Origin of the sequence: Burkholderia sp. AU45388 (assembly GCF_030481585.1) — a bacterium.
GTDB lineage: Bacteria > Pseudomonadota > Gammaproteobacteria > Burkholderiales > Burkholderiaceae > Burkholderia > Burkholderia sola.
In genome coordinates, this window is record NZ_JAUJPV010000036.1 from 1 (window position 1) to 25201 (window position 25201).

A 25201-nucleotide genomic window follows, 5' to 3' on the forward strand; every position below is an offset into this window, starting at 1 on the left:
ACACGAGGAACGCCGGCGCAAAGCGCTCGACGAGGTACTGAAGGATCGCGGCCTCGTCGTCCTTGGTCAGGATGAAGCAGCCGGGGTTGTGCTGGCGCGACTGCCCCGCATACGGCAGGTCGAAGCAGATCGTGTTCATCCGCTCGCCGAGATACTGGACGGTCTGGCCGAACGACGCGGTCGTCGCGAGCGCGCCGTTGACGAGCATCGCCGTGTCGAACGCCGGGTCGAACACGTTCCGTTCGACGTAGACCTTCAGACCATTCGGCAGCGGGACCACGTGTTTTTCGGTCGGCATCGTCGTTCTCCGGTGGATGCGGCGTCTCGACGTCGCGGCATGCTGCAGTGCGTAATGGCTGGCGCCGGCGCCGGGCGAAGTCGAGCGACGCGCGTATTGCCGACGCACCGCGGCAATTTCCCGCGGCGCCATTCATTCCTTGTGGTGCGGCGCCATACTAATACGGTCGATATTGCCTACTCAAGTCATTCAAAAAATCCTTCTACTTCGCCCGGAAATACGCCGAATTCAAATTTATTTGTCGATTTCCATGGTAGGAAGAATCTCGAAAAAGAAGATGGCAATCGTTTGCGAGCAATCCTGCCCAGCATTCACAAAACGCGAATTTCCGTTTATATTCATTTATTTATGTTGTTTAAATCACTAAATTCAAACGGTTTTTATAAAACCGAGCATCTTCATAATATGATTTTACGATTTCATATCGTGAATGATTTTACACAGCTCGATACTCTTTCGGTTTGTAATGAAATCAAGCACGGAAACAGCTCTCCGCATTGCGTCATATTTTCATGAATCGTTTTAAACAGATTCAAACTTAATTAATCTTCTTACAATACGTTTTTCCGCACCTGCACACGGCTGCTGACGGGATGAATCCTCATCCGTTTAGAACGCAGCGTGCCGTTCGGCCCCGTTTTTTATTGATTGAACGATCAATAAAAAACCGCTAAGCTCTCGACTTCCATGGACGGCCCGCCCGGGCGAAGGGAGTCGCGATGCCGAAAGTCGGAATGCGGGAGATACGCCGCGCGCAGTTGATCGATGCCACGCTGCGCTCGATCGACGAAGCGGGCCTGCCCGGCACGACGCTCGCATCGGTCGCGCAACGCGCGAACATCTCGACGGGCATCGTCAGCCATTACTTCGGCGACAAGGACGGCCTGCTCGAAGCGACGATGCGGCACGTGCTGCGCGACCTGTGGTCGGCCACCACGCGCCGCCGCGTCGCCGCGCGCAAGGATCCGCGTTCGCGGCTGCGCGCGGTCGTCGCCGCGAACTTCGACGATACGCAGGTCAGCGCGCCCGTGATGAAAACCTGGCTCGCGTTCTGGTCGCAGAGCATGCACGACCCGATGCTCAAGCGCCTGCAGCACGTGAACACGCGGCGCCTGCACTCGAACCTGTGCGCCGAATTCGCGAAGGCGTTGCCGCGCCCGAAAGCGCGCGAAGCCGCCAGCGGCCTTGCCGCGCTGATCGACGGCCTGTGGCTGCGCGGCGCACTCGCCGGCGGCCCCATCGACACCCGAGCCGCTTTGAAGCTCGCCCACGACTACATCGACCTGCTGCTCGCGTCCGACTGACGCGCGACGCAGTCGCCCTCAAGGAGATCCTCATGTCCGTATACGGTTTGCAGCGCCTCTACATCGGCGGCGGTTACGTCGACGCCACCAGCGGCAAGACTTTCGACACCTTCGACCCCGCCACCGGCGAACTGCTCGCGCAGGTGCAGCAGGCGAGCGCGGCCGACGTCGACCGCGCGGTCGCGTCGGCCCGGGAAGGCCAGCGCGAATGGGCAGCGATGACCGCGATGCAGCGCTCGCGCATCCTGCGCCGCGCGGTTGATCTGCTGCGCGAGCGCAACGACGAACTCGCGGCGATCGAGACGCACGACACCGGCAAGCCGATCGGCGAGACGCTCGCGGTCGACATCGTCACCGGCGCGGACGTGATCGAGTACTACGCGGGCCTCGCGACCGCGATCGAAGGGCTGCAGGTGCCGCTGCGCGCCGAGTCGTTCGTGTACACGCGCCGCGAGCCGCTTGGCGTATGCGCGGGCATCGGCGCATGGAACTACCCGATCCAGATCGCGTGCTGGAAGACGGCGCCCGCGCTCGCGGCCGGCAACGCGATGGTGTTCAAGCCGAGCGAAGTCACGCCGCTCACCGCGCTGAAGCTCGCGGAAATCTATACGGAAGCCGGCGTGCCGGCCGGCGTGTTCAACGTCGTGCAGGGCGACGGCTCGGTCGGCGCGCTGCTCACCGGCCATCCTGACGTCGCGAAGGTGTCGTTCACCGGCGGCGTCGAGACCGGCAAGAAAGTGATGTCGCTCGCCGGCGCATCGTCGCTGAAGGAAGTGACGATGGAACTCGGCGGCAAGTCGCCGCTGATCGTGTTCGACGATGCGGATCTCGACCGCGCGGCCGACATCGCGGTCACCGCCAACTTCTTCAGCTCGGGCCAGGTCTGCACGAACGGCACGCGCGTGTTCGTGCACCGCTCGATCAAGGACGCCTTCACGCAGAAAGTGCTCGACCGCGTGAAGCGCATCCGCGTCGGCAAGCCGACCGATGCCGACACCAACTTCGGCCCGCTCGTGTCGGCCGCGCAGCTCGACAAGGTGCTCGGCTTCATCGAAAGCGGCAAGGCCGAAGGCGCGAAGCTGCTCGCGGGCGGCGCGCGCCTGACCGACGGCCACTTCGCCAACGGCCAGTACGTCGCGCCGACCGTGTTCGGCGACTGCCGCGACGACATGAAGATCGTGCGCGAGGAAATCTTCGGGCCGGTGATGAGTATCCTCGATTTCGCATCGGAGGACGAAGTGATCGCCCGTGCGAACGACACGCACTACGGGCTCGCGGCCGGTGTCGTGACCGAGAACCTGTCGCGCGCGCACCGCACGATCCATCGCCTCGAAGCCGGCATCTGCTGGATCAACACGTGGGGCGAATCGCCGGCCGAAATGCCGGTTGGCGGATACAAGCAATCCGGTGTCGGGCGCGAGAACGGCATCACGACGCTCGAGCACTACACTCGAATCAAATCGGTGCAGGTCGAGCTCGGCCGCTACAACCCGGTGTTCTAAGACAAGGAGATCCGTCATGACGACGCGCGAATACGACTACATCATCTGCGGCGCGGGTTCCGCGGGCAACGTGCTCGCAACGCGCCTGACGGAAGATCCGGACGTCACGGTGCTGCTGCTCGAAGCGGGCGGTCCCGACTACCGCTTCGACTTCCGCACGCAGATGCCGGCCGCCCTCGCCTACCCGCTGCAGGGGCGCCGCTACAACTGGGCGTACGAGACCGACCCCGAGCCGCACATGGACAACCGCCGGATGGAGTGCGGGCGCGGCAAGGGGCTCGGCGGCTCGTCGCTGATCAACGGGATGTGCTACATCCGCGGCAACGCGCTCGACTACGACAACTGGTCGACGCACAAGGGCCTCGAGAACTGGACGTATCTCGACTGCCTGCCGTACTTCAAGAAAGCCGAGACGCGCGACGTCGGCCCGAACGACTATCACGGCGGCAGCGGCCCCGTGTCGGTCACGACCAGCAAGCCGGGCGCGAACCCATTGTTCGAGGCGATGGTCGACGCGGGCGTGCAGGCCGGCTATCCGCGCACCGACGACCTGAACGGTTATCAGCAGGAAGGCTTCGGCCCGATGGATCGCACCGTCACGCCGAAGGGCCGCCGCGCGAGCACCGCGCGTGGCTACCTCGACCAGGCGAAGGTGCGGCCGAACCTCGAGATCGTCACGCATGCGCTCGCCGATCGCATCCTGTTCGACGGCAAGCGCGCGTCGGGCGTCACGTACCTGCGCGGCAGCGAGCGCGCGACCGCGCATGCGCGCCGCGAGGTGCTCGTGTGCAGCGGCGCGATCGCATCGCCGCAACTGCTGCAGCGCTCGGGCGTCGGCCCCGGCGCATGGCTGAAGGCACTCGACATTCCGGTCGTGCTCGACCTGCCCGGCGTCGGCCAGAACCTGCAGGATCACCTGGAGATGTACATCCAGTACGAGTGCAAGGAACCGGTGTCGCTGTATCCGGCGCTCAAGTGGTGGAACCAGCCGAAGATCGGCCTCGAATGGATGCTGAACGGCACGGGCCTCGGCGCGAGCAACCACTTCGAGGCGGGCGGCTTCATCCGCACGCGCGACGACGACCCCTGGCCGAACATCCAGTATCACTTCCTGCCGGTGGCGATCAACTACAACGGCTCGAACGCGATCGAGATGCATGGCTTCCAGGCGCACGTCGGCTCGATGCGCTCGCCGAGCCGCGGCCGCGTGAAGCTGCGCTCGCGCGACCCGAACGACCATCCGAGCATCCTGTTCAACTACATGGCCGAAGCGCTCGACTGGCGCGAGTTCCGCGATGCGATCCGCGCGACGCGCGAGATCATGCGGCAGCCGGCGCTCGACCGCTATCGCGGCCGCGAGCTGAATCCGGGCGCCGATTGCAAGAGCGATCAGGAACTCGACGCGTTCGTGCGCGCCCGCGCGGAAACCGCGTTCCATCCGTCGTGCTCGTGCAAGATGGGTTACGACGACATGGCGGTGGTCGATGAAGAAGGCCGCGTGCACGGGCTCGACGGGCTGCGTGTGGTCGATGCGTCGATCATGCCGATCATCACGACCGGCAACCTGAATGCGCCGACGATCATGATCGCCGAGAAGATCGCCGACAAGATCCGCGGCCGCACGCCGCTCGCGCGGATCGACGTGCCGTACTTCGTCGCGAACGGCGCACCGGCGCGCAATGTCGCGCAGGCGATGCGGCAACCCGAGACGGTCTGATCGATCCGGCGCCCGCACCGGCGCCGCGATACTCTCCCTGCGGCTCGCGGCGTTCTCGCCGCGAGCCGCGTTTCATGGGGCCGGCTCGTTTGCGCTGCGTGGCCGGGCGGCCGTCACGGCGCGCGTGCGCATCCGCTTGGCGCGGACGATCGGGTTCCAGCGCGACGTCAGGCTCATCGCGTCGCGCAGGCGTTCGAACGCGACATCCTCCGTCGGCCCGAAGCGGCTGACCGCCGGCCACGCCAGCACGTGGTCGAGCCACGTCTGCCAGGTGTCGCCATGAAAGCCGCGGCCGATTTCCCGCACCGTATCCGGCGCGGCGATCGCGATACCCGCCAGCAGGTAATAAGCCCAGAAGCTGCCCGCGCCAACGAGTCGATCGAGTCGGCAAACGGCGAGTGCGGCAAGCAGCCCGTCCAGCGACGCGAGATCGGCGCGATGCGTGCGGATCGCGCGCGCGACGAGGTTGTGCTGCCCGCCGTACGCCTGAACGGAAACGCCGTGGCCGGCGGCAAGCTCGGCGGAGAACATCGCGAGCGCAGCCATCTCGTCGATGCGCGCCGCATCGTCGCGCGGGCCGCAGACGCGCAGCACGATCGCGTCGATCACGGCGCCGGGACGGGCCGGCGTTTCCGTGCGCGTTGCCGCGACCGCGGTCAGCCGTTCTCTCAGGTTCTTCGCAGGCGGCGTCGCGCACGGCCCGTCATGTTCGTTCGCGCTGCGTGCGCCCGCGTCGTCGCCGCTGCGTGCGACGCCGCCGGCAATTCGTTCGAGCGCGGCCCAGCCGAGCTCGGGATCGTCGAATGCAACCGCGTCGATCACGCCGTGCGCGGTGTCGAATACGGCATGCGAGCCCGGGCAGCACCGTTCGGCTTCCGCGAGTTGCTGCGCGGAAGGCACGTGCGAGCATGCGCCGAGCGGGTCGGCCGGATCGCACGCGCAGCCGCCGCCGTCCGTCGCGATCCACGGGACCAGCCGATGAAGCACGGCCGTCACTTCGCGGGACAAGTTCGCGCCCGCCCCCACACGTATCGCGTACGACGCGACGACAGCCGGGTCGCCGGTGCCGCCCGCCGCGGCCGCGCAAGCCGCCGCGTCGAGATGTTCGATCAGGTACTGCAGCCACGCGGCCGTGCGCAGCCGGTCGGGCGTCGCGCCGCGGGCGTCGCCATACTTTGCTGGATCGGTAAGCATGGGTCGTCCGGGATGGTTCTGGCTAATTGATCTGGTTTTGTTTCAATCGAATCGGGCGGCGCAGTACGAACGGCGCCGCCCTGCCACCCCACCCGTGCCGGATCGCGACACGGGCGGTCGACCGGCCGCCGCGCCGATACGCGCGACGGCTCGAACCCGTCGAAGCCGCGAAAACCCGCCGCGCTTGCCGCACGGCCCTCGCGCGCGGCGGGTTCCGCGTCGATCGCGCGACGCTTACTGCACGTGGAACTTCGGCGACGTCAGGACCGTACCGCCCACCGTGCAGTCCGGCGTCAGCGTCGCGTTGTTGAACGTCAGCGACGAGTTCGCATCGCTCCACGCCGTCACGACCTTGCTCGGCCCGCACGTGCCGAGCAGCGTGACGTTCACCTTCACGTTGTTGATCGACAGCTGCGTCGTGCTGTCGGCCTGCCCCGTCCACGGCGACGTGCTGCTCGCGCTGCCGCTGATCAGCGAGCACGTCGCGCCGCCCGTGAACGTCGTCGACGTGATGTTGACGATGCCGGTCGACGTGATCGTGCCGTTGAAGGTCGCGGTACAGCCCGCCGTGATGGACCCCTTGCTCAGGTTCGTGAGGCCCGACGCGGAGAACGGCTCGCCGTTCGGGTTCATCGGCTGACCGTCCGCGCGGGAAACGGTGACCGCGAAAGCAGGCGCGGCCGAAACCGCGGTGAAAGCCACTGCAGCAACAAGCGATACGATTTTGCGAATGCTCATTTGAACTGCCCCCTCTCTTCACAAATGGCGGCACGCCGCCAGGAACGCGACCTGCCGGCCGGAACGATCCGGCCAGCCGGGCGCAGGAAGCCGCCGGCACGCGTCACGCGCGCCGGTCGGCTCAGAACTTGTAGGAAATCCCGACGAACGTGATCAGCGGGTCGGCCTTCAGCTTCGTGCGCGTGGTCGCGAGCGTCGAACCGTCGGCCGCCTTGATCACGAGCGACGAGTAGGTCTTCAGCGGCATGTACGTCAGCGTCGCCGTGAGCCCCCAGTGCTTGTCGATCGCATAGCTCGCGCCGACGTTGTAGACCGGCGTGAACGACGACGACGCCTTGCCCTCCACCGACGTCGCGCCCGGCTTGCCGGCGCCGGCCGCGAGCACGCTGCCGAGGTTCTCGTTGATGTCCTTCGCGAAGTTGCCGTTCAGCTCGATGTTGCTGAACCAGCTGTAGGCCACGCCGATCCCGACGAACGGGCGGAACTTCGCCGTCGGCGCATTGAAGTAGTACTGCAGAATGACCGTCGGACTCCACTGTCGCGCGTTCTTCACGGCCGGCTGGTTCGCCGACTTGTCCATGTCGACGTTGCCGAGCGAGCCCGCCGGGCCAGGCGGCCTGATCACGCCGTGCCCGGTCAGCGTGAATTCCGGCGGCACGCCGAGCACCGACGTTACCGCGATGTGATCGGTGAAGAAGTGCGTGAGCGTGAGGCCGACCGTATCGGCGTTGTTGACCGTCAGGCTCGTGCCCGGCGACGTGAACGAACCCGGCAAACGCAGCGGCCCGTTGATCGGCATGCTCGCGAGATTCGTCGTCAGCCCGTTGGTCGAATCCTGCGGCATGATGTGCAGCCAGCCCAGCGTCGCGACGTTGTCGCCCGCCTGCTGGGCCGATGCGAGCGTCGACACGCCTGCGACGACACCCGCGACAATCAGCTTCTTCATGAAGTCTCCCCCTCATTCTGTCGGGGCGCCGCGCATTCGCGCGCGGCGCCGCCGTGTCTCCATCCACCCGCGATCACTGCACGAACGCGCCGACCGTGAAGTACGGGTTGCTCGTATCGGCCATGTCGAGGAACCCGAACACGCCGCCGGTGAACACGAACTTGCCGGTCGCCGGCCCCGACGCCGCATCCGCGTGCACGGTCGTCACGACGCCCGGCACCTTCTGCGAGTAGTCGAGGTTCAGCGCGCGCGTGAGCGCCGCCTGCGACGCGTTGAACGGATCGAGCAGCGTGGCCTGCGCGCCGACGAGCGCGGTCGCGCGGTAGTTGAACGCGCTGTCGACGCCCGTGTACTCGCCGTCCTGCGAGCCCTGCGCGATCGCCGTCTGCGGGCTCAGGAACGAGATGCCCGATTCGTCGTCCGCGCTCGGCGCCCCTTGCGTGAGGTCCGCGTTCGCGGCGCCGGTGCGGATGAAGATCGGCACGAGCTGGTTGCGCAGCTTGCCGACGATCAGGATCCCCTTGCCGGCCTTTGCCGGATCGAGCGCGGCGAGCGTCGCCGGAATCTGCGGCTGGTAATTGAGCGACTGGAATGCCGGCGCATCCGGGCGCAGCGTGAACGGCTGGTTCACGGTCGCGCTCGATGCAAGCGGCTGCCCGCCGTTCTTCTTGCCGAAGTTGTCGGTTTCCGTATAGCTGCCGTCCGCATTGATCGTCACTTTCTGGTCGAGCGCCACCGGCTGGAAGTTCTGCGACGGCACCTGGTGATAGCCGAGCTGGTTGTACGTGCCGGCGATCTTCGTCAGGTCGGTCTCGAGCGACGAGAAGCTGATGAACGGGTAGTACGGGAACGTCGTCTTCGGGATCTTGCCGACGCCGATCACGCCGTCGAACTGGATCGTCGCACCGGGGATCGCGCCGCCGAGCACGCCTTCGCCGAGGAACAGCCGTGCGGGCCGGCTCGGGTCCAGGCTCGCGTTCTGCATCCGGAACGTGCACTGGTTCAGCTTCACCGTCGGCAGCCCGGTTTCGTCGGCCAGCGTACCGTCGACCACGTTCGCGGGCGCGGTGTCGCGCGTCGGCTGCACGGTGCCCGCGGTGGTGGGCACCGGCGACGCGAGGTAGGTCATCCGGTACGTCATCTTCGTCGTGTCGAGCTGCACCTTCACCAGCTCGCCCGACCCGGAACCGCCGATGAACACCGTGTTGTAGTCGATCGTCTGCGGACACAACCGGACCACCGGCGCGGGCGGCGGATCGCCGTCTCCGCCGCATGCGGCCAGCACGGGCGCGAGCGATGCCGCGGCCATCCAATGCTTCAAGTTCATAGGAATCCTCTTGAAATTCGGTTCACCGGCGGCAGCGCATGCGCCGCCGGTGTGACGTGTTCAATGCCGGGTTACTGGACGAACGCGCCGATCGTGAAGAACGGGTTGACCTGGTTGTTATTGACGACCATCGCGTAGACGTTGCCGGCCGTCACGATCCAGCCCGTATCGCCCTTCTTGAAGATCGCCACGTTGCCGGTCGCGCCTTTCGCGTTGAAGTCGCTGCTGGCCGTGACCTTGACCTTGCCGGGCGACGCCTGCGTGTAGTCGAGCCCGAACTGCGCGGTGGGCGACGACGTCTGCGGATCGATGAACGCCGCCGTATTGCCCTGGAACAGCGTCGACGTGTAGTTCGCCGCGATGGTCGACACGGCGGTGCCGTCGCTGCAGTTGCCGGCAGACGGCGTGAAGTAATTGAAAGCCGTGTTGAACGTGCCGGGCAGGTCCGGATGCGGAACGAACGGATTGAAGCTCGGCCCCGGTCCTGCGGCGCTGCTCGACGGCCCGTTGTTGGTCACCACGCCGCACGCGGATGCGCTCGTCGCACCGATGAACCCGCCCTTCAGCAGGTTAGGCGCGACGGCCGTGGCCGGCGCGAGCATCGAGATGCCGACCTCCGCATCGGCCACCGAGCCCAGCGGATTGCCCGGCGCGGCAAACGCATACCCGACGCGGATCACGATCGGCACCAGCGCACCGTTCAGCTTGCCGACGATCATCACGCCGTGCGCCTGGCTTGGCACGAAGATCACGAGCGGCTGTCCCTGGCCGGCGGACGGATAGGCCTGCCCGGATTGCGCATTGCTGACGAATACGTTGTCGGGCGTGCCGTCCGCATTCTTGCGCAAGGTCCACGGCGAACCTGTCGTCTGACACGAGTAGTCGCTGCCTTGCGTGATCGTGCAGGAGCCGTCCGCATTGAGCGTCTGGTTCCAGTTCACGACGTCCGGCTGCCAGCCTTGCGGCGTGGTGGTCTGAAAGGTGGTGCCGGTCGGCGACAGATGAATGCCGACTTCGTTGTACACGCCGGCCACCTTCGTGAAATCCGTTTCGGTGTCGGTAAAGCCGATGAACGGATAGAAGTCGAACGTGCGCGACGGCACCGAGCCGAGGAAGAAACCCGGCGCGAGTTCGATGCCCTGGAACGCGATCGTCGCGCCCGGAATTCCGCCGCCGACCACGCCGTTGCCGACGAACAGCATCGGCGGATCGGCACGATTGATCGTCACCGAATACGCACCGTCGCTCGTCGCGCCGCTGTCGAGCACGAACGCACAACGATTCTGCTCGGCCGTCGGGAGATTGGTCGGATGATGGAACGCGCCGCTGATCGTCAGGCCCGCGCGCGTGTTGTTGATCTGCCCTGCCGAGGTCGGCACCGACGAGTCGATGAACTGCATCTGGTAAGTCAGCTTCGTCGTGTCGAACTTCACCTTCACGTATTCGCCGCTGCCGGCGCCGCCCGTATACGTCGTCGTGTAGTCGAGCGCGTCCGGGCACAGCTTCGTGACGACGGGCGGCGTCGTTTCGGCGCCGCTCGGCCCGCATGCGCTGCCCGAGCACTGCGGCACGTTGATCGGCCCCGGATCGTCGCCGCCGCCGCAACCGGCGACGAACGGCAGCACCAGCACCGCGCACGACAGAATCGCCTTCCGCCATTCAGGAATGCAAATCATCAACCCCTCCTTTTCAGGTACGACAAGTCTCGTCCGGCCGGGCTGCATGGCCTGCCGGTTGGTATCGCGCCGCCGCACGAATGCGCGGCGCATGATGCTGCACGCAAGACCGCCGCGATGCCGGTCGGGCATAGGCGGCACACGCCGCGGCGGTAGACAGGCGCGCTCCCGCAGCGCCGTCATGCGGCACGGCGCCGTCGGAACGATCGAAACGGAAAGTGGCTTGCCGCTACACGGCGAGGTGACGACGCAGGCCCGCGACCGGCGTCGCGCCTGCATTCGGCGAAAGATCGGGAAACGGCAGTCCCGCTGGCCCCTCGGATAGGCGTCTCATGATTTGGTCTCCATACGTACGCTTGATTCGTTTTCGTGATGCGTCGTGTGTCGAGACTATGAGCGGACCCTTCCCGCAAGTAAATGGATGCAGAGTTCCAAACGACGGAAACCGCGCGATCCTAGCGTTTATACGGTATTTAACAGATTTTCAAACGGCCTTCATTTTATTTGCTCAGACAAATAAACGCCGCGTGGAACACGCGTTTGAACGGCTCCCGCCAATCCGCGCCGAATCAGGCCGCCCGGCCTTCAGCGGGCCGCGCGCATGCTGCGGCGCAACCTCAGACGTCGATGACCGCGAGCGTGCCGTGGCTGCCGGGCAGCACCGCGTGGCGCGTGCCGGCGCGCGCGAGGTACATCTGCCCGGCGCCGACCACGACCGTTTGCGCTTCGACCTCGAGCATCAGCGTGCCGTCGAGCACCAGTAGCCCCTCGTCGTAGTCGTGCACTTCCGCCTCGTAAGGCTGGGCATCCATGCGCAGCACCTTGATCCGGGCCGGCCCCACTTCGCCGACGATCGTGGATTTCCAGGCGCAGGCCTGCGCGTTTGCCACGGATTTGAAATCGATCAAAGACATGCGCGCCGCTCCGTATCGCCGAGAATGGAACGCATTATCGCGAGCGCCAAACGTGCCGTCCCGGTACGGCGCAAGGGCCGGCGGGCAGCACAGTCGGCCAGCCTGTCGGGCGGCCGCGCGAGCCCGGGCCGATTGACGGAAAACAACCGGAATTGTTCGCATCATTCAAATAAAGCACCGAATCGTTGAGCAATATCAGCGCAATCCACGCAAATTCGGCACCGACATGCGCCGGCCTTTCCATCAGAATGCATTTCGATCTGCCGATTGCTAATATGGCGGTCCCGCGATCCCGCACCACCCTGCCGTTCGACATGACGCCCGTTCGCCATGCCGCGCCCGATCCCGGCCGCTTCGCAGCGGCGGCGCCGGGCACGCGCGGCGCCGGCCGTCGCGCCGGCCGGCCGTGCCATCCGTGAGCATGCAACCGATCCTTTCCGTCTCCGACCTCTCCAAGACTTACGCGTCCGGCTTCCAGGCGCTGAAGCACGTGACCCTCGACATCCGCCCCGGCGAGATCTTCGCGCTGCTCGGGCCGAACGGCGCCGGCAAGACGACGCTGATCGGCTCGATCTGCGGCATCGTCACGCCGACCGAAGGCCGCGTGACGGTCGGCGGGCACGACATCCGCGATCAATACCGCGCGGCCCGCGAAATGATCGGCCTCGTGCCGCAGGAGCTGACCACCGACGCGTTCGAAACCGTGTGGGCCACCGTGTCGTTCAGCCGCGGCCTGTTCGGCAAGGCGCCCGATCCCGCGTACATCGAGAAGACGCTGAAGGCGCTGTCGCTGTGGGACAAGCGCGACAACAAGCTGATGACGCTGTCGGGCGGCATGAAGCGCCGCGTGATGATCGCGAAGGCGCTGTCGCACGAGCCGCGCATCCTGTTCCTCGACGAACCGACGGCCGGCGTCGACGTCGAGTTGCGCCGCGACATGTGGAAGCTCGTCGATTCGCTGCGCGAAAGCGGCGTGACGATCCTGCTGACCACGCACTACATCGAGGAAGCGGAGGAAATGGCCGACCGGATCGGCATCATCCTCGGCGGCGAGCTCGTGCTCGTCGAGGAAAAGCGCGAACTGATGCGCAAGCTCGGCAAGAAACAGCTCACCGTGCAGCTCGAGCAGCCGCTCGCGGAGGTGCCGCCCGCGCTCGCGCCGTTCGGGCTCGAACGCGCGGAAGACGGCGCCGCGCTCGTCTATACGTACGACTCGCAGCGCGACGACGCGAGCATCGCGAAGCTGATCAACGCGCTCGGCTCGGCCGGTATCGGCTTTCGCGACCTGCACACGACGCAGAGCTCGCTCGAGGACATTTTCGTCAGCCTGATCGACAACCGCCGCAACGGCGTGCAAGGAGCCTGACCCATGAACTGGCATGGAATCCGCGCGATCTACCGCGCAGAAATGGCCCGCACGCGCCGCACGCTGATGCAGAGCATCATCGCGCCGGTGATCTCGACGTCGCTGTATTTCGTCGTGTTCGGCTCCGCGATCGGCTCGCGCATCAGCGACGTGAACGGCATCGGCTACGGGTCGTTCATCGTGCCGGGCCTCGTGATGCTGTCGCTGCTGTCGCAGAGCATTTCGAACGCGTCGTTCGGCATCTACTTCCCGCGCTTCACCGGCACGATCTACGAGATCCTGTCCGCGCCCGTGTCGTACTGGGAGATCGTGATCGCGTACGTCGGCGCGGCCGCGTCGAAGTCGATCCTGCTCGGCGTGATCATCCTCGCCACGGCCGGGCTGTTCGTGCCGCTGCACATCCTGCATCCGTTCTGGATGGTGCTGTTCCTGGTGCTGACGGCCGTCACGTTCAGCCTGTTCGGCTTCGTGATCGGCATCTGGGCCGACAGCTTCGAGAAACTGCAGCTCGTGCCGCTCCTGATCATCACGCCGCTCACGTTCCTCGGCGGCAGCTTCTACTCGGTCGACATGCTGCCGCCCGCGTGGCGCGTCGTCACGCTGTTCAACCCGATCGTCTACCTGATCAGCGGCTTTCGCTGGTCGTTCTACGGGATTGCCGACGTGCACGTGTGGATCAGCCTCGCCGCGACCGCGCTGTTCCTCGTGATCCTGCTCGCGATCGTCGCGTGGATGTTCCGCACCGGCTACAAGCTGAAGAATTGACGCCGGCCGGCGTCACGCGCGCCGCCCGCCGATGACGCATTTGAGCAAGCAGGCGGCGCTTTTCCTCTGATGCGGCAGTTTGTGGTCGCGTCTACTGAATACGAAGCATCGGGGCCCTCGAGCATGCGCTGCGCGGCCCCTTTTTCATTTCAGAGGACGCCATGCCCGCCGCCACCGCTCCCGCCTCCGCCGCCGCCCGGCTCGAACGCCTGCCGTTCTCCGGCTATCACAAGCGGATCTTCTTCATCATCGCGATCGCGTTCTTCTTCGACTCGGTCGACCTCGGCACGATGACGTTCGTGCTCGGCTCGATCCGCAAGGAATTCGGGCTGTCGACCGCGGCCGCCGGCCTCGTCGCGAGCGCGAGCTTCTTCGGGATGGTGCTCGGCGCGGCCGTGGCCGGCCTGCTCGCCGACCGCTTCGGCCGCCGGCCCGTGTTCCAGTGGAGCATGGTGCTGTGGGGCGCCGCGTCGTACCTGTGCTCGACCGCGCAGAGCGTCGACGCGCTGATCGTCTACCGCGTGCTGCTCGGCATCGGAATGGGGATGGAGTTCCCGGTCGCGCAGACGCTGCTGTCCGAATTCGTGCCGACCGAGAAGCGCGGCCGGCTGATCGCGCTGATGGACGGCTTCTGGCCGCTCGGCTTCATCACGGCCGGCATCGTCGCGTATTTCGTGCTGCCGCAGTTCGGCTGGCGCACCGTGTTCGCGCTGCTCGCGATTCCGGCCGTGTTCGTGCTGGTCGTGCGCCGCATCGTGCCGGAATCGCCGCGCTGGCTCGAACACGCGGGCCGGCACGCGCAAGCCGATGCGGTGATGCAGACGATCGAGGCGAAGGTGATGCGCTCGGCCGGCGTCGCGACGCTGCCGCCGCCGTCGCGGCTCGCCGAACCGGCCGCCGCGCGCGGCCGCGGCGCGCTGCGCGAGATCTGGAGCGGCGTGTACCGCCGCCGCACGGTGATGGTGTGGCTGCTGTGGTTCTTCGCGCTGCTCGGCTTCTACGGCCTCACGTCGTGGCTCGGCGCGCTGCTGCAGCAGGCCGGCTTCGAAGTCACGAAATCGGTGTTCTACACGGTGCTGATCTCGCTCGGCGGCGTGCCGGGCTTCCTGTGTGCCGCGTGGCTCGTCGAGCGTTGGGGACGCAAGCCGACCTGCATCGCGTCGCTGATCGGCGGCGGCGCGATGGCGTACGCATACGGCCAGAGCGCGCTGTACGGCGGCAGCACGACGCTGCTGATCGTCACGGGCCTCGCGATGCAGTTCTTCCTGTTCGGGATGTGGGCGGCGCTGTACACGTACACGCCCGAGCTGTACGGCACCGGCGCGCGCGCGACGGGCTCGGGCTTCGCGTCGGCGATCGGCCGGATCGGCTCGCTGATCGGGCCTTACGTGGTCGGCGTGGTATTGCCGGTGTTCGGTCAGGGCGGCGTGTTCACGCTCGGCGCGCTGTCGTTCATCGCGGCGGCCATCGCCGTGTGGACGCTGGGGATCGAGACGAAGGGCCTCGCGCTGGAGCAACTGGCGGCAGGCGACGAAGCGGGCGGCAACGGCCGCTATCCGGCGGCGGCGGACGAGGCGTCCTGACCGCCTGGCGGGTTTTCAAGCCGTTTCGAGCCGGGCCCCGGCACTCGATCTCGACATCCTGCTGCCGATGCACGGCCCGGCGATCACGCACGACAGCGTGCTCGCCGGTGCACACGCTCACTGCAAAGCCACCGCTGCGTCGGCCGCGGTGGCGATCATTCGGTCGCGACGCAGCCGGGGCGTCAGGCGTCGGCGACGACGAACTCTTCGGCCGCCTTGCGCTGGACCGCGGCCATCACGGCCAGTTCGCGCTTGCTGCGCGCGTCGCCGGACACGACGCCCGTCGCATGCTTCGCCTTCGCACCCAGCGGGAAAAACACGAACGACGCGCCGGCCGGAGCCTCCGGCTCCGCGCGCAGGCGTTTGTTCAGGATTTTCAGGTACTTCTTCTTCGAGACTTCCTTAGCAGCCATGGCGCCCTCCGCGTAGACAGGATGCGGATCAGCATACCAGTTTTGCCGACGCGCTCCGTGACAGCGGCCGCACGCCGCCGCGCGTATCGATCTGCTCTAAAATCCCCGCTTACGCGACCTGCCGCGCCTCCCGCGGCCGCATGTCCTCATCGGAGCGCTTCCATGCATGTCGAATTGTTCGCGCGGCATCACACTTGCCCCGGCTGGCAGGGCGACATGGCCCGGCGCATTGCCGCATTCGACTGGTCGGCCACCGGGCTCGGCGCGATCGACGGCTGGTCGGCCAGCCTCGTCGCTGCCGTCCGCACCGTGCTCGCGTCGCCGCTGCCGCTGGTGATGCTGTGGGGCCGCCCCGGCTACATGATCTACAACGACGCATATGCCGGGTTCGCCGGCGGCCGCCATCCGTATCTGCTCGGTCAGCCGGTCGAACTCGGCTGGCCCGAAGTCGCCGATTTCAACCGCAACGTGATGAACACCTGCCTCGCCGGCGGCACGCTGTCCTATCGCGACAAGGCCCTCGTGCTGCTGCGCAGCGGCCGCCCCGAGGATGTCTGGATGGATCTGCACTACAGCCCGCTGCCCGACGACGACGGCGCGCCGGGCGGCGTGCTCGCCGTCGTCGTCGAAACCACCGAACGCGTGCTCGCCACGCGCCATCGCGATCGCGCGGAAGCGGCGCTGCAGGCCTCCAATGCCGAACTGCGCGACCTGAACGAAACGCTCGAACAGCGCGTGACCGATGCGATCGCCGAGCGCGCGGCGGTCGAGGAACAGTTGCGTCACGCGCAGAAGATGGAGGCGATCGGCAACCTGACCGGCGGCATCGCGCACGACTTCAACAACGTGCTGCAGGTGATCAGCGGCAACCTGCAGATTCTCTCCGTCGAACTCGGCGCGCATGCAAGCGCGCAGCCGCGGATCGAAAACGCGAACAATGCCGTGCGGCGCGGCGCGCAACTGGCGTCGCACCTGCTCGCGTTCGCGCGACGCCAGCCGCTCGCGCCGACGACGCTGAACCCGTGCCGGCTGATCGACGGCATGAACGAGATGCTGCACCGCGCGCTCGGCGAAACGGTGCGGATCGTCCCCGTGCTGTCGCCCGACGTCGGCAACGTGCTCGCCGACCGGCACCAGCTCGAAAACGCGCTGCTGAATCTCGCGATCAATGCGCGCGATGCGATGCGCGGCGAAGGCACGCTGACGATCGCCGCGTACAACAGCACGCAGCCCGGCCATGCGGCCGGCACGGGCCGCGCACCGATGCCGCCCGGCGAATACGTGACGTTCGAGATCGCCGACACGGGCGCCGGCATGACGGCCGACGTGCTCGAGCGCGTCTTCGAACCGTTCTTCACGACCAAGCCGGACGGCGAAGGCACGGGGCTCGGGCTCAGCATGGTGTTCGGCTTCGTCAAGCAGAGCGGCGGCCATGTGTCGATCGACAGCACGCCCGGCGCGGGCACGACCGTGCGCCTCACGTTTCCGCGCTGCCACGAGGCGGCCGATGAGCCCGCACGCACGCCGCAGCACGACGCGGTGCGCGGCCGAGAAACCATCCTCGTCGTCGAGGACGATGCGGATGTCCGGCTGACGGTGGTCGACATGCTCGCGCAGCTCGGCTACAAGGTCATCACGGCGTCCGACGGCGAAGCCGCGCTGCGCGTGCTCGACAGCGAGACGCCGATCGATCTGCTGTTTACCGACGTGATCATGCCGGGCCGCGTGAAGGGCGGCGAGCTCGGGCGCCGCGCCGCGCTGCGCAAGCCGCCGTTGCCGGTGCTGTTCACGTCCGGCTATACACGCGACGAAATCTTCCATGCGGGGCGGCTCGATCCCGGCGTGATGCTGCTCGGCAAGCCGTACCGGCGCGACGAACTCGCCGCCCGGATCCGCAGCGTGCTCGACGCGCATGCCGACGCGGCATGACGCGTTGCCGCTACGGCGCCCTTCGTCATGTCGATCACCACTGAATTTTTTTACCCGCGATGTCGATTCGCGTCGCCGTCGCGCGTCGTGTTGTCGTAACCGTTCGTTTTGCCGTCGTACTGCCGGCAAACGCCCTTTTCCCGTTCAAGGAGAGACGACAATGCGCGTCATGGTCATCGTCAAGGCCACCGCCGATTCCGAATCCGGCCGGATGCCCGACACCGAATGCATGGCCGAAATGGGCCGCTTCAACGAGGAGTTGATGAAGGCCGGCATCCTGCTCGCCGCCGATGGGCTGCACCCGAGCAGCCGCGGAAAGCGCGTGCACTTTTCCGGCAAGAACCGCACCGTCGTCGACGGTCCGTTCGCCGAAACGAAGGAACTCGTCGCCGGCTACTGGCTGTGGCGGGTGAAATCGATCGAAGAAGCCGTCGAATGGGTGAAGCGCTGCCCAAACCCGATGCCCGGCGACTCCGACATCGAGATTCGCCCGCTGCTCGAGGCCGAGGATTTCAGTCCCGCCTTCACGCCCGGGCTGCGGAAGCTGTAAGCGCCCCGCTGCCGGCGGTCGGCCCGCCGCGGGCATCCTGACCGCGAGGCGGCCGGCGCGAGCAGGCTTGGCGCGCGCCCCAACGCGCCGGTTGACGAGGCTCCACCCAATAACGTATCGTTTTGAAACGTTACTTGGCGGAGCCCGTCATGCATTCCCGTTTCGACCGTTTCCGCTCGACCCCGCTCGGCGCCCAGCTCGAAGCGCTTATCGAACAGCCCGAGCGCTATCTCGAGTTCGCCGCACTGTCGCGCGTCGGCGTCGCGGCGGTTGGCGCGATCCAGGATGAAATCGCGCGCACATTCCCCGAAGTCGAAGCCGACACGACGGCCCGCCAGTTTTGCGGCGCGATGGTCGCCGACGTCATGCGCCGCTGCGGCCACGAAGTCGTGCAGGCGCGCGGTCGGCTCGGCGGTACGCTGTTCAGCTATGGCGCGGTGTTCAGTGCATTTCCGCACCGGCTGCCGTTCGCCGACGTCGTCGCCGCGCTGGCGCGCATGCCCGCGCGGCTCGCCGCTTACGCCGCGCACGTCCCGGCCGCACTGGCCACGCACCGCCCGGCCGGCACCGGCTTCTCGCTCGTCGAACATGCGTGCCACCTGCGCGATCTCGATGCGGTATTCGCCGCGCGTATCGACGCCGTGCGCACGGCCGAGCTTCCCGTGATCGAATCCGTCGACGGCACCGCGCTCGCCGCGCAACGCGACTATCTCGCGCAGCCGCTCGACCTCGCCGTCGCGGCGTTCGCCCGCGGCCGCGCCGCGCTGTGCGCGACCGCGGCCGCACTGGAGCCGGCGCAACTCGCACGCTGCGGGCTGCGCGACGGCATCCGCCGCATGTCGCTCGACGACCTCGTGCGCGAACTGCTCGACCATGATCGCACCCACCTGCTCGAACTCGACGAACTGCTCGCCGAACTCGAATTGCCGCCCCTGCCTTCAGCGGCGGTCGCATGATCGCGACCACGCCCGTCGTCTTCATTCACGGTTTCATCGGCACGTTCGACGTGCGCGGATGGAACGGCCCGCATCTGCGCCCCGACCTGCTCGGCTACGGCGCGCATCGCGCCACGCCGCCCGATGCGATCTCGCTTGCCGCGCAGGTCGAGCACGTGCGGCAAACCGTCGATACGCACTTCGGCGAGCAACCGGTCGACGTGGTCGGCCATTCAGTCGGCGGCGCGATCGCGATGCTGTTCGCCCATGCGCACCCCGAACGCGTGCGGCGCATCGTCAACGTCGAAGGCAACTTCACGCTCGACGATGCATTCTGGTCGGCATCGGTCGGCCGCATGACGCCCGGCGAAGCCGACGCGATGCTCGACGGCCTGCGCGTGGCTCCGCTCGACTGGCTGCGCGGCGCGATCGACCACCCGTCGCCGGGCCAGCTCGACGACGCACGCCGCTGGCTCGCGCATCAGCCGGCATCGACGCTGCGCGCGATGGGCCGCTCGGTGGTCGAGACGACCGGCGATGCGGGCTACCTGCCGGCGCTCGCGCAGGTGTTCGAGCGCCATCCCGTCTGGTTGATCGCCGGCGAACGCTCACGCGCGGGCTGGCACGTGCCGGCCTTCGCGCTCGCCCGCTGCGCCGGTTTCGACACGATCGCCGGCTGCGGGCACCTGATCGCGACCGAGCGGCCCGATGCGTTTCACGCCGCCGTCGCGCGCATCGTATGCGAGCCGTCCGCCTGACAACCCGTAGGGTTCGCCGAAATATGGTTGAAAGGCGCGATTGCTAAAGTCGTCGGAACAGGGTTTTCCCTGCCCCGGACTGGAACGACACATGCAAGGATCGATGAACCTGGCACGTACTTTCTGGCTGCTACTGCTGCTCGCCGTCACGAGCCCTGCGTTCGCATTTCATGCGCGGGTCGTCGCGATTCCGAGCGCCGCGATGAGCGAAACGCTGAAGGCCACCATCGTGCTGCCCGACGATTACGCGCGCGACAACCACGGCGAGCGCTACCCCGTCGTCTATCTGCTGCACGGCTCGGGCGGCGACCATACCGACTGGACCTCGAACACGCACATCGCCGCGCTGGCCGACCGCTATCGCGTGATCCTCGTGATGCCCGACGGCGGACATGAAAGCTGGTACATCGACAGCCCGTTCGATTCGGGCAGCCGCTACGAAACCTTCGTCGGCGATGAAGTCGTGTCCTATGTCGACCTGCATTTCCGTACGATCGCGGCCCAGCATGCGCGCGCGATCACCGGGCTCAGCATGGGCGGCTTCGGCGCGCTGCGCATCGCGCTCGACCGGCCCGACACGTTCGGCGCGGTCGGCAGCATCAGCGGCGCGGTCGATCCGCGCTGCTGCACGGACGAGCCGGGGATCACCCACATATTCGGCGATCCCGATCGCCATCCGTCGTTTTGGAACCGCAACGTGATCGTCGAAAACGCGCGGGCGTTCGTGCGCGCGCATCTCGACCTGACGATCGATTGCGGCCGCGACGACGCATTCGTCGACTCGAACCGCACGCTGCACGAACGGCTCGTCGCGCTCGGCGTGCCGCACGACTATGCGGAGCGGCCGGGCGGCCATACGTGGGATTACTGGGCGAATGCGATCCGCTACCAGATGCGGTTCTTCGCGACGTCGTTCCAGCATCGCGGCTACGCGTACCGTGCCGCGCCGCCTGCGCCGGGGATGACGCGCGCGGGCTGATGCACGGTCGGCCCTTTTTGCAGCGGCGATCCGGTCGAAGGCTGCAAGGCCTCGCGTCGACAATCGAAACGGGATGAAAGAGCGGCCGGGCAGCGCGCTCGGCCAAAAGATGAACGCGCGTCGCCCGACGCGCGAGAAAGAGAAACGACGAAACCGTCAGTTGCCGTGCGTGGCGTCCGCGCCGACGACGCGATCGAAGAATTCCTGCGCACGCGCCAGCTCGTCGAGCGCGCGATCGAGACGCGACATCGCGCGTGCGTATTCGGCCGACGAGCCGTCGTCGTCGCCTTCGCGGCGTACCGCGCGAAACGCCTGATCGACGTTGCGCGTCGCTTCGACGAAGCGTTGTGCGGCCTGTGCTTCCGACGAACAGATGTGGGTCGACATCGACACTCCTCCCTCGGGATTGCAGTGTGAAGCACGCCGACGCTCAGTGTGCGTGGTGCGCATGTCGGCGGCGTGAACCACGACCCGTCGCGTGTCGACGCATCGGCCGCCGCGCCGCGCGCTTCGTGCCGATTGTCCCTCCGCGCCCGCCGATCCGCTACGGCGAGATTGCAACAAATTCTTGCGCGAACGGCTTCGCGCCCGGCGTCACGCGCGCCCGATGCGCGGATGCGCGAGCCCCGCGAACGCGGCTGCCTCGCCCGGCGACAGGTCGAACAGATCGCCGGTGAGATCGCGCGGATGCTCGGCCGCCGGCCGGTTGCGCATGCGCGCGACGTGCGTGGGCGCCACGTACGCGGCCGCCGTTTCGAGCGGCGGCACGTCGAACAGATCGCGCGTGACGCCGCGCACGGCGTCCGTCGGCGAACGGCCGCGCAAGCGCGCGACCAGCTCGACGAAGCGATCGAAATCGCCCGCGCGCGTGGCCTTGTTCACTTCCGCGAGATCGCGCGCCTTCAGCACGCACGGCTGCGCGAGCCGCACGAAATACGGCGCCTCGAGCTCGACCGACAGCGCGAGCGGATAGCTCTTTCCCGTCTGCTCCTTCGCACGCCCGATGCAGTCGACCACGGCCGCGCCCTGGGCGGCGCCCAGCGGCCTGCCCGTGCTCACGCTGCGAAGATGGTCGGGAAACACGCGCAACTGCGTGCCGACCGTCAGCGCGGTGGACGATGCGCACACGAGCGCGTAGTGCTGTTCGCGACGCCGGCCCGACGGCAGCGTCGAGCGGCTGGCGATGAACGTATGCGGCGGCAACGGCCGCACCTGCCCGCTTGCGTCGACCCACGCGTTCCACAACAGCGCGTCCTTGCGCTCGCCCGCGCGCGGACGCGACGCGACCGGCGAGAACAGCGCGAGCAGCGAGCCCGTGCGATGCGCGGCGACTTGCGCGCTGCTGCCGAGCGGCTGGTTGATGCCCCACAGAAAACGCCCGCCGCCGAGCCGGCGCTCCCATTCCTTGCGAAGCACAACGGTCGGCAGTTCCTCGCCGGACTCGGCGCCGATCTTGGTCCAGCAGAACGTGGGAGGGAGGTGTTTCAGTGTCATCAACTTTCTCGGGATACAGCCTCGCTGCCGACAGCAAGCCCATTCAACATCCGTAACTGTATAGGTATAATGCATCGCATGGAAGCCCCGGACCAGGATTTTCCCGTTCAAGACCTGTTGCGCCGCTTGATGGCAGATACACGCTCGTCCAGCGAAATCGCGCGACTTTCCGGGGTCAGCCAGCCCACCGTGTCGCGCCTTCGGCTGTCGAACGGGCGCCGGCTGCGCCGCAGCGCGCCATTCAGCAAGCTATGCAGTTTCTATGGTGTCGATACGGAGCCGTCGCGCCGCCGGTACAACGACCTGCTGCGCGACGCGATCGTCGACGCGTGGGACGGCTCGGACGAGCACGGGCGCGCGCTGCTGGTCGTGATTCAGGGGCTGAAGGGTTTGCAGGCGAAGGCGGATGACGGGTAATCGCGGCGACGTACCCGGTCATTCATCGAGATTGAACGTGATCGGCACGCGCGCCCGCGTCGGCGACGGCGCGCCGTTTTCCCCATGCGCAGCGCAGCGGCTCGCCAGCACCGCGTCGCGCGCCGCGGCATCGAGGCGCGGATAGCCGCCGCCGGTCACGACACGCGCGGCGACCGCCTGGCCGGCCGCATCGGTCTCCAGTTCGACGCGTGCGGCGCCGTGCTCACCCGTGCCGTCGCCCTGGCGGCGCGCCCGTCAAGCGTCGCACGCCGCGCCGCATTGCGCGAGCGAATTCTCCTTGCTGCGGAAAACCAGCGGCTGTTCATCGTTCGGCGCGCGCCGTCGCGCGAACTGCACGGCCTGTTCGACCTGCCCGTGATGGGCGGACTTCGCGCACACCGGATCGGCCTCCTTCGGATCGCCGGCCAGCAGGTAGGCCTGGCAGCGGCAACCGCCGTGATCCACATGCCGTTCGTCGCACGTGCGACACGGCTCGCGCATCCAGTCGTCGCCGCGAAACGCGTTGAACGCATCGCTGTCGTACCAGATTTCCCGCAGCGACCGGTCGCGCACGTTCGGCAGCGCGAGCCCCGGCAGCGAGCGCGCGGCATGGCACGGCAGCGCGGTGCCGTCCGGTGCGACGCCGAGGAACACCGAGCCCCAGCCGTTCATGCACGCCTTCGGGCGGCGCTCGAAATAGTCGGGCACGACGAACAGGATCTTGCAGCGCTCGCCGATCAGCTTGCGATAGCGGTTGACCGTTTCCTCGGCCGCGCGCACCTGCTCGACGGTCGGCATCAACTGGTCGCGATTGAGCATCGCCCAGCCGTAGTACTGCGTGTTCGCCAGCTCCAGGTAATCGGCGCCGAGATCGAGCGCCATCTCGATGATCTGCCCGACGTGCGGCAGGTTGTAGCGATGCAGCACGCAGTTGAGCACCATCGGGTAGCCGTGCGCCTTGATCAGCCGTGCAACGTCGCGCTTCAGTTCGAACGTGCGCGTGCTGGTCAGGAAATCGTTCAGCTCGCGCGTCGAATCCTGCAGCGACAACTGGATGTGGTCGAGCCCGGCGGCCTTGAGCCGCTCGATGCGCGCGACGTTCAGCCCGATGCCCGACGTGATCAGGTTCGTATAGAAGCCGAGCCCGCGCGCATGCGCGACGAGCGTCTCGAGGTCGCCACGCTGCAGCGGCTCTCCGCCCGAGAAGCCGATCTGCGCGGCGCCGAGCGCGCGCGCATCGGTGATGACCGTGCGCCACGCGTCGGTGTCGAGTTCCGCGCCGTGCGTCGCGAAGTCGACCGGGTTGTAGCAGAACGCGCAGTGCAGCGGGCAGCGGTACGTGAGTTCCGCGAGCAGCCACAGCGGCGCGGACGGACGGAGCATGTCGGGCGTCATGTCAGTCCAGCCAGCCGCGCAGTCGCGCATGATCGAGGAAACGGTAGACGTCGGTCGCGAGATCCGATTGCATGAACAGGCGTTCGAGCTCGCCGATGATGTCGTCCAGTTCGCGCGTGCCGTCGCAGCGCGCGAGAATCTCGCCGGCGCTCGGGTTGAGCTTGACCATGCCCTCCGGATAGAGGAGCACGTACGCATCCTGGGCCGCCTCCCATTGCAGGCGGTACATGCCCCTGAGGCAGGGGCGCAGCGGCACGCCGCTGGCGGCTTCGATCGCGTTCATACGGGGTAGGCCTTTTCAACGGCGTCGAGCATCGACCACAGGATGTCGAGCTTGAATTGCAGAATGCCGAGCGCGCGCTGCTGCGCGTCCGGTGTCGTGAAATGCTGCAGCGTGACCGCGAGCCCGTGTTCGACGTCGCGCTGCGCGAGCGGCACGCGGCTGCGGAAGTAATGGAGCCCGGCCGGCTCGATCCACGGGTAATGCGACGGCCAGCCCGCGAGCCGGTCGAGATGGATCTGCGGCGCGAACATCTCGGTCAGCGACGAGCACACGGCTTCCTGCCACGGCGCGCGCCGCGCGAAGTTCACGTACGCATCGACCGCGAAGCGCACGCCGGGCAGCACGTGCTCGAGCGACCACAGCGCGTCGCGCGTCAGACCGCATGCCTCGCCGAGCCGCACCCATGCCTCGATACCGCCTTCGTTGTCGCCCTGCCCGTCGTGGTCGATCAGCCGCTGGATCCAGCGGCGCCGCGTCTCGCGATCGGGGCAGTTCGACAGGATCGCCGCATCCTTGAGCGGGATGCAGATCTGGTAATAGAAGCGATTCGCGACCCAGCCGCGGATCTGCGTGGGCGAACAGGCGCCGCTGTTGAGCCGCCGGTTGAACGGATGATGGATGTGATAGCGCGACTCGAGCGCACGCAGGCGCGCCTCGAATTCGGTCGCGGTCCAGGGCGTCGCGTGCAACGCCGTAGCGGGGATCGGTGCGTTCATCG

The 25201-nt window shown here is 67.1% G+C and carries 27 protein-coding genes and 1 pseudogene; 14 read left to right on the forward strand and 14 right to left on the reverse strand.

Annotated features, from left to right (window positions below):
- Nucleotides 1-298, reverse strand: a 298-nt coding sequence (locus QZM72_RS33650; RefSeq protein WP_367620051.1) for an alpha/beta fold hydrolase, incomplete at its 3' end; no start/stop codon positions are given.
- Nucleotides 299-352: 54 nt separating this feature from the next.
- On the opposite strand from QZM72_RS33650, the gene QZM72_RS33655 reads away from it, so the two are divergent.
- The 4 genes from QZM72_RS33655 to betA all read left to right on the forward strand — a co-directional run bounded on the left by QZM72_RS33655 (nucleotide 353) and on the right by betA (nucleotide 4821).
- Nucleotides 353-814 carry a hypothetical protein gene (locus QZM72_RS33655; protein ID WP_301740253.1) on the forward strand — a complete coding sequence of 154 codons (462 nt, stop codon included), beginning with the start codon at nucleotides 353-355 and terminating at the stop codon, nucleotides 812-814.
- Between the two features lie 203 nt (nucleotides 815-1017).
- On the forward strand, nucleotides 1018-1602 hold the full coding sequence (gene betI, locus QZM72_RS33660; protein WP_301740254.1) for a transcriptional regulator BetI: 585 nt from the start codon (nucleotides 1018-1020) through the stop codon (nucleotides 1600-1602).
- A 32-nt stretch (nucleotides 1603-1634) separates the two neighbouring features.
- On the forward strand, nucleotides 1635-3104 hold the full coding sequence (betB, locus tag QZM72_RS33665) for a betaine-aldehyde dehydrogenase (protein WP_301740255.1): 1470 nt from the start codon (nucleotides 1635-1637) through the stop codon (nucleotides 3102-3104).
- A gap of 16 nt (nucleotides 3105-3120) precedes the next feature.
- Nucleotides 3121-4821, forward strand: coding sequence for a choline dehydrogenase (betA, locus tag QZM72_RS33670; protein ID WP_301740257.1), 1701 nt, complete (start codon nucleotides 3121-3123; stop codon nucleotides 4819-4821).
- Nucleotides 4822-4893: 72 nt separating this feature from the next.
- Here betA and QZM72_RS33675 read toward each other — a convergent pair whose 3' ends face one another.
- The 6 genes from QZM72_RS33675 to QZM72_RS33700 form a co-directional block, all read right to left on the reverse strand.
- Complete coding sequence (locus QZM72_RS33675) at nucleotides 4894-6015, reverse strand: hypothetical protein (RefSeq protein ID WP_301740258.1); 1122 nt, start codon at nucleotides 6013-6015, stop codon at nucleotides 4894-4896.
- A 234-nt stretch (nucleotides 6016-6249) separates the two neighbouring features.
- Nucleotides 6250-6753 (reverse strand): activator protein, encoded by a 504-nt coding sequence (locus QZM72_RS33680; RefSeq protein WP_089470416.1) that lies wholly within the window; start codon nucleotides 6751-6753, stop codon nucleotides 6250-6252.
- A gap of 121 nt (nucleotides 6754-6874) precedes the next feature.
- On the reverse strand, nucleotides 6875-7699 hold the full coding sequence (locus QZM72_RS33685; RefSeq protein ID WP_089470417.1) for an OmpW family protein: 825 nt from the start codon (nucleotides 7697-7699) through the stop codon (nucleotides 6875-6877).
- Between the two features lie 73 nt (nucleotides 7700-7772).
- A complete protein-coding gene (locus QZM72_RS33690) occupies nucleotides 7773-9026 on the reverse strand; it encodes a DUF2957 domain-containing protein (protein ID WP_089470418.1) in 1254 nt (417 codons plus the stop codon).
- A gap of 71 nt (nucleotides 9027-9097) precedes the next feature.
- Nucleotides 9098-10702, reverse strand: coding sequence for a DUF2957 domain-containing protein (locus QZM72_RS33695; RefSeq protein ID WP_301740259.1), 1605 nt, complete (start codon nucleotides 10700-10702; stop codon nucleotides 9098-9100).
- Nucleotides 10703-11319: 617 nt separating this feature from the next.
- A complete protein-coding gene (locus tag QZM72_RS33700) occupies nucleotides 11320-11616 on the reverse strand; it encodes a cupin domain-containing protein (RefSeq protein ID WP_301740260.1) in 297 nt (98 codons plus the stop codon).
- Nucleotides 11617-11801: 185 nt separating this feature from the next.
- Between QZM72_RS33700 and QZM72_RS33705 the strand changes: the two genes are divergently transcribed.
- From QZM72_RS33705 to QZM72_RS33720, 4 genes are all read left to right on the forward strand, one after another.
- Nucleotides 11802-12035, forward strand: coding sequence for a hypothetical protein (locus tag QZM72_RS33705; protein WP_179233536.1), 234 nt, complete (start codon nucleotides 11802-11804; stop codon nucleotides 12033-12035).
- A gap of 2 nt (nucleotides 12036-12037) precedes the next feature.
- Nucleotides 12038-12982 carry an ABC transporter ATP-binding protein gene (locus tag QZM72_RS33710; RefSeq protein WP_006481959.1) on the forward strand — a complete coding sequence of 315 codons (945 nt, stop codon included), beginning with the start codon at nucleotides 12038-12040 and terminating at the stop codon, nucleotides 12980-12982.
- A 3-nt stretch (nucleotides 12983-12985) separates the two neighbouring features.
- Nucleotides 12986-13747: an ABC transporter permease gene (locus QZM72_RS33715; protein ID WP_006481964.1), complete on the forward strand. Its 762-nt coding sequence runs from the start codon at nucleotides 12986-12988 to the stop codon at nucleotides 13745-13747.
- A gap of 161 nt (nucleotides 13748-13908) precedes the next feature.
- Nucleotides 13909-15330 carry an MFS transporter gene (locus QZM72_RS33720; protein WP_089470422.1) on the forward strand — a complete coding sequence of 474 codons (1422 nt, stop codon included), beginning with the start codon at nucleotides 13909-13911 and terminating at the stop codon, nucleotides 15328-15330.
- Nucleotides 15331-15512: 182 nt separating this feature from the next.
- Here the strand turns inward: QZM72_RS33720 and QZM72_RS33725 are convergent, their stop codons facing one another.
- A complete protein-coding gene (locus QZM72_RS33725) occupies nucleotides 15513-15743 on the reverse strand; it encodes a hypothetical protein (RefSeq protein ID WP_089470423.1) in 231 nt (76 codons plus the stop codon).
- Between the two features lie 162 nt (nucleotides 15744-15905).
- Here QZM72_RS33725 and QZM72_RS33730 point away from each other — a divergent pair, with 162 nt between their 5' ends.
- The 5 genes from QZM72_RS33730 to QZM72_RS33750 all read left to right on the forward strand — a co-directional run bounded on the left by QZM72_RS33730 (nucleotide 15906) and on the right by QZM72_RS33750 (nucleotide 20894).
- A complete protein-coding gene (locus QZM72_RS33730) occupies nucleotides 15906-17672 on the forward strand; it encodes an ATP-binding protein (RefSeq protein WP_089470424.1) in 1767 nt (588 codons plus the stop codon).
- A gap of 160 nt (nucleotides 17673-17832) precedes the next feature.
- Nucleotides 17833-18222, forward strand: a complete 390-nt coding sequence (locus QZM72_RS33735; RefSeq protein ID WP_089470425.1) for a YciI family protein — start codon at nucleotides 17833-17835, stop codon at nucleotides 18220-18222.
- Nucleotides 18223-18371: 149 nt separating this feature from the next.
- Entirely contained in the window at nucleotides 18372-19178 is an 807-nt protein-coding gene (locus tag QZM72_RS33740) for a DinB family protein (RefSeq protein WP_089470426.1), read from the forward strand.
- On the forward strand, nucleotides 19175-19915 hold the full coding sequence (locus QZM72_RS33745) for an alpha/beta fold hydrolase (RefSeq protein WP_089470427.1): 741 nt from the start codon (nucleotides 19175-19177) through the stop codon (nucleotides 19913-19915). Before QZM72_RS33740 ends, QZM72_RS33745 begins: the two co-directional genes overlap by 4 nt.
- Before the next feature lie 103 nt (nucleotides 19916-20018).
- On the forward strand, nucleotides 20019-20894 hold the full coding sequence (locus QZM72_RS33750) for an alpha/beta hydrolase family protein (RefSeq protein WP_301740273.1): 876 nt from the start codon (nucleotides 20019-20021) through the stop codon (nucleotides 20892-20894).
- Between the two features lie 156 nt (nucleotides 20895-21050).
- Here QZM72_RS33750 and QZM72_RS33755 read toward each other — a convergent pair whose 3' ends face one another.
- Together QZM72_RS33755 and QZM72_RS33760 are read right to left on the reverse strand one after the other, a co-directional pair.
- Nucleotides 21051-21281 (reverse strand): hypothetical protein, encoded by a 231-nt coding sequence (locus QZM72_RS33755; protein ID WP_301740261.1) that lies wholly within the window; start codon nucleotides 21279-21281, stop codon nucleotides 21051-21053.
- A 207-nt stretch (nucleotides 21282-21488) separates the two neighbouring features.
- Nucleotides 21489-22388 carry a hypothetical protein gene (locus QZM72_RS33760; RefSeq protein WP_301740262.1) on the reverse strand — a complete coding sequence of 300 codons (900 nt, stop codon included), beginning with the start codon at nucleotides 22386-22388 and terminating at the stop codon, nucleotides 21489-21491.
- Nucleotides 22389-22466: 78 nt separating this feature from the next.
- Between QZM72_RS33760 and QZM72_RS33765 the strand changes: the two genes are divergently transcribed.
- Nucleotides 22467-22805, forward strand: coding sequence for a helix-turn-helix transcriptional regulator (locus tag QZM72_RS33765; protein ID WP_301740263.1), 339 nt, complete (start codon nucleotides 22467-22469; stop codon nucleotides 22803-22805).
- Between the two features lie 18 nt (nucleotides 22806-22823).
- Here QZM72_RS33765 and QZM72_RS33770 read toward each other — a convergent pair.
- The 4 genes and pseudogenes from QZM72_RS33770 to pqqC all read right to left on the reverse strand — a co-directional run.
- Nucleotides 22824-23024, reverse strand: a pseudogene (locus QZM72_RS33770) (TonB family protein); the annotation flags it as partial.
- 36 nt (nucleotides 23025-23060) lie between these two features.
- Nucleotides 23061-24200, reverse strand: a complete 1140-nt coding sequence (pqqE, locus tag QZM72_RS33775; RefSeq protein ID WP_301740264.1) for a pyrroloquinoline quinone biosynthesis protein PqqE — start codon at nucleotides 24198-24200, stop codon at nucleotides 23061-23063.
- A 1-nt stretch (nucleotide 24201) separates the two neighbouring features.
- Nucleotides 24202-24483 carry a pyrroloquinoline quinone biosynthesis peptide chaperone PqqD gene (pqqD, locus tag QZM72_RS33780; RefSeq protein ID WP_006480620.1) on the reverse strand — a complete coding sequence of 94 codons (282 nt, stop codon included), beginning with the start codon at nucleotides 24481-24483 and terminating at the stop codon, nucleotides 24202-24204.
- Nucleotides 24480-25199, reverse strand: a complete 720-nt coding sequence (pqqC, locus tag QZM72_RS33785; protein WP_301740265.1) for a pyrroloquinoline-quinone synthase PqqC — start codon at nucleotides 25197-25199, stop codon at nucleotides 24480-24482. Before pqqC ends, pqqD begins: the two co-directional genes overlap by 4 nt.
- Between the last annotated feature and the right edge of the window lie 2 nt (nucleotides 25200-25201).

What these genes read in the sequence shown, in the direction of transcription:
- QZM72_RS33655 (WP_301740253.1), top strand. Translation starts at nt 353, where the DNA reads ATGGCTGGCGCCGGCGCCGGGCGAAGTCGAGCGACGCGCGTATTGCCG.
- betI (WP_301740254.1), top strand. Translation starts at nt 1,018, where the DNA reads ATGCCGAAAGTCGGAATGCGGGAGATACGCCGCGCGCAGTTGATCGAT.
- betB (WP_301740255.1), top strand. Translation starts at nt 1,635, where the DNA reads ATGTCCGTATACGGTTTGCAGCGCCTCTACATCGGCGGCGGTTACGTC.
- betA (WP_301740257.1), top strand. Translation starts at nt 3,121, where the DNA reads ATGACGACGCGCGAATACGACTACATCATCTGCGGCGCGGGTTCCGCG.
- QZM72_RS33675 (WP_301740258.1), bottom strand. Translation starts at nt 6,015, where the DNA reads ATGCTTACCGATCCAGCAAAGTATGGCGACGCCCGCGGCGCGACGCCC.
- QZM72_RS33680 (WP_089470416.1), bottom strand. Translation starts at nt 6,753, where the DNA reads ATGAGCATTCGCAAAATCGTATCGCTTGTTGCTGCAGTGGCTTTCACC.
- QZM72_RS33685 (WP_089470417.1), bottom strand. Translation starts at nt 7,699, where the DNA reads ATGAAGAAGCTGATTGTCGCGGGTGTCGTCGCAGGCGTGTCGACGCTC.
- QZM72_RS33690 (WP_089470418.1), bottom strand. Translation starts at nt 9,026, where the DNA reads ATGAACTTGAAGCATTGGATGGCCGCGGCATCGCTCGCGCCCGTGCTG.
- QZM72_RS33695 (WP_301740259.1), bottom strand. Translation starts at nt 10,702, where the DNA reads ATGATTTGCATTCCTGAATGGCGGAAGGCGATTCTGTCGTGCGCGGTG.
- QZM72_RS33700 (WP_301740260.1), bottom strand. Translation starts at nt 11,616, where the DNA reads ATGTCTTTGATCGATTTCAAATCCGTGGCAAACGCGCAGGCCTGCGCC.
- QZM72_RS33710 (WP_006481959.1), top strand. Translation starts at nt 12,038, where the DNA reads ATGCAACCGATCCTTTCCGTCTCCGACCTCTCCAAGACTTACGCGTCC.
- QZM72_RS33715 (WP_006481964.1), top strand. Translation starts at nt 12,986, where the DNA reads ATGAACTGGCATGGAATCCGCGCGATCTACCGCGCAGAAATGGCCCGC.
- QZM72_RS33720 (WP_089470422.1), top strand. Translation starts at nt 13,909, where the DNA reads ATGCCCGCCGCCACCGCTCCCGCCTCCGCCGCCGCCCGGCTCGAACGC.
- QZM72_RS33725 (WP_089470423.1), bottom strand. Translation starts at nt 15,743, where the DNA reads ATGGCTGCTAAGGAAGTCTCGAAGAAGAAGTACCTGAAAATCCTGAAC.
- QZM72_RS33730 (WP_089470424.1), top strand. Translation starts at nt 15,906, where the DNA reads ATGCATGTCGAATTGTTCGCGCGGCATCACACTTGCCCCGGCTGGCAG.
- QZM72_RS33735 (WP_089470425.1), top strand. Translation starts at nt 17,833, where the DNA reads ATGCGCGTCATGGTCATCGTCAAGGCCACCGCCGATTCCGAATCCGGC.
- QZM72_RS33740 (WP_089470426.1), top strand. Translation starts at nt 18,372, where the DNA reads ATGCATTCCCGTTTCGACCGTTTCCGCTCGACCCCGCTCGGCGCCCAG.
- QZM72_RS33745 (WP_089470427.1), top strand. Translation starts at nt 19,175, where the DNA reads ATGATCGCGACCACGCCCGTCGTCTTCATTCACGGTTTCATCGGCACG.
- QZM72_RS33750 (WP_301740273.1), top strand. Translation starts at nt 20,019, where the DNA reads ATGAACCTGGCACGTACTTTCTGGCTGCTACTGCTGCTCGCCGTCACG.
- QZM72_RS33755 (WP_301740261.1), bottom strand. Translation starts at nt 21,281, where the DNA reads ATGTCGACCCACATCTGTTCGTCGGAAGCACAGGCCGCACAACGCTTC.
- QZM72_RS33760 (WP_301740262.1), bottom strand. Translation starts at nt 22,388, where the DNA reads ATGACACTGAAACACCTCCCTCCCACGTTCTGCTGGACCAAGATCGGC.
- QZM72_RS33765 (WP_301740263.1), top strand. Translation starts at nt 22,467, where the DNA reads ATGGAAGCCCCGGACCAGGATTTTCCCGTTCAAGACCTGTTGCGCCGC.
- pqqE (WP_301740264.1), bottom strand. Translation starts at nt 24,200, where the DNA reads ATGACGCCCGACATGCTCCGTCCGTCCGCGCCGCTGTGGCTGCTCGCG.
- pqqD (WP_006480620.1), bottom strand. Translation starts at nt 24,483, where the DNA reads ATGAACGCGATCGAAGCCGCCAGCGGCGTGCCGCTGCGCCCCTGCCTC.
- pqqC (WP_301740265.1), bottom strand. Translation starts at nt 25,199, where the DNA reads ATGAACGCACCGATCCCCGCTACGGCGTTGCACGCGACGCCCTGGACC.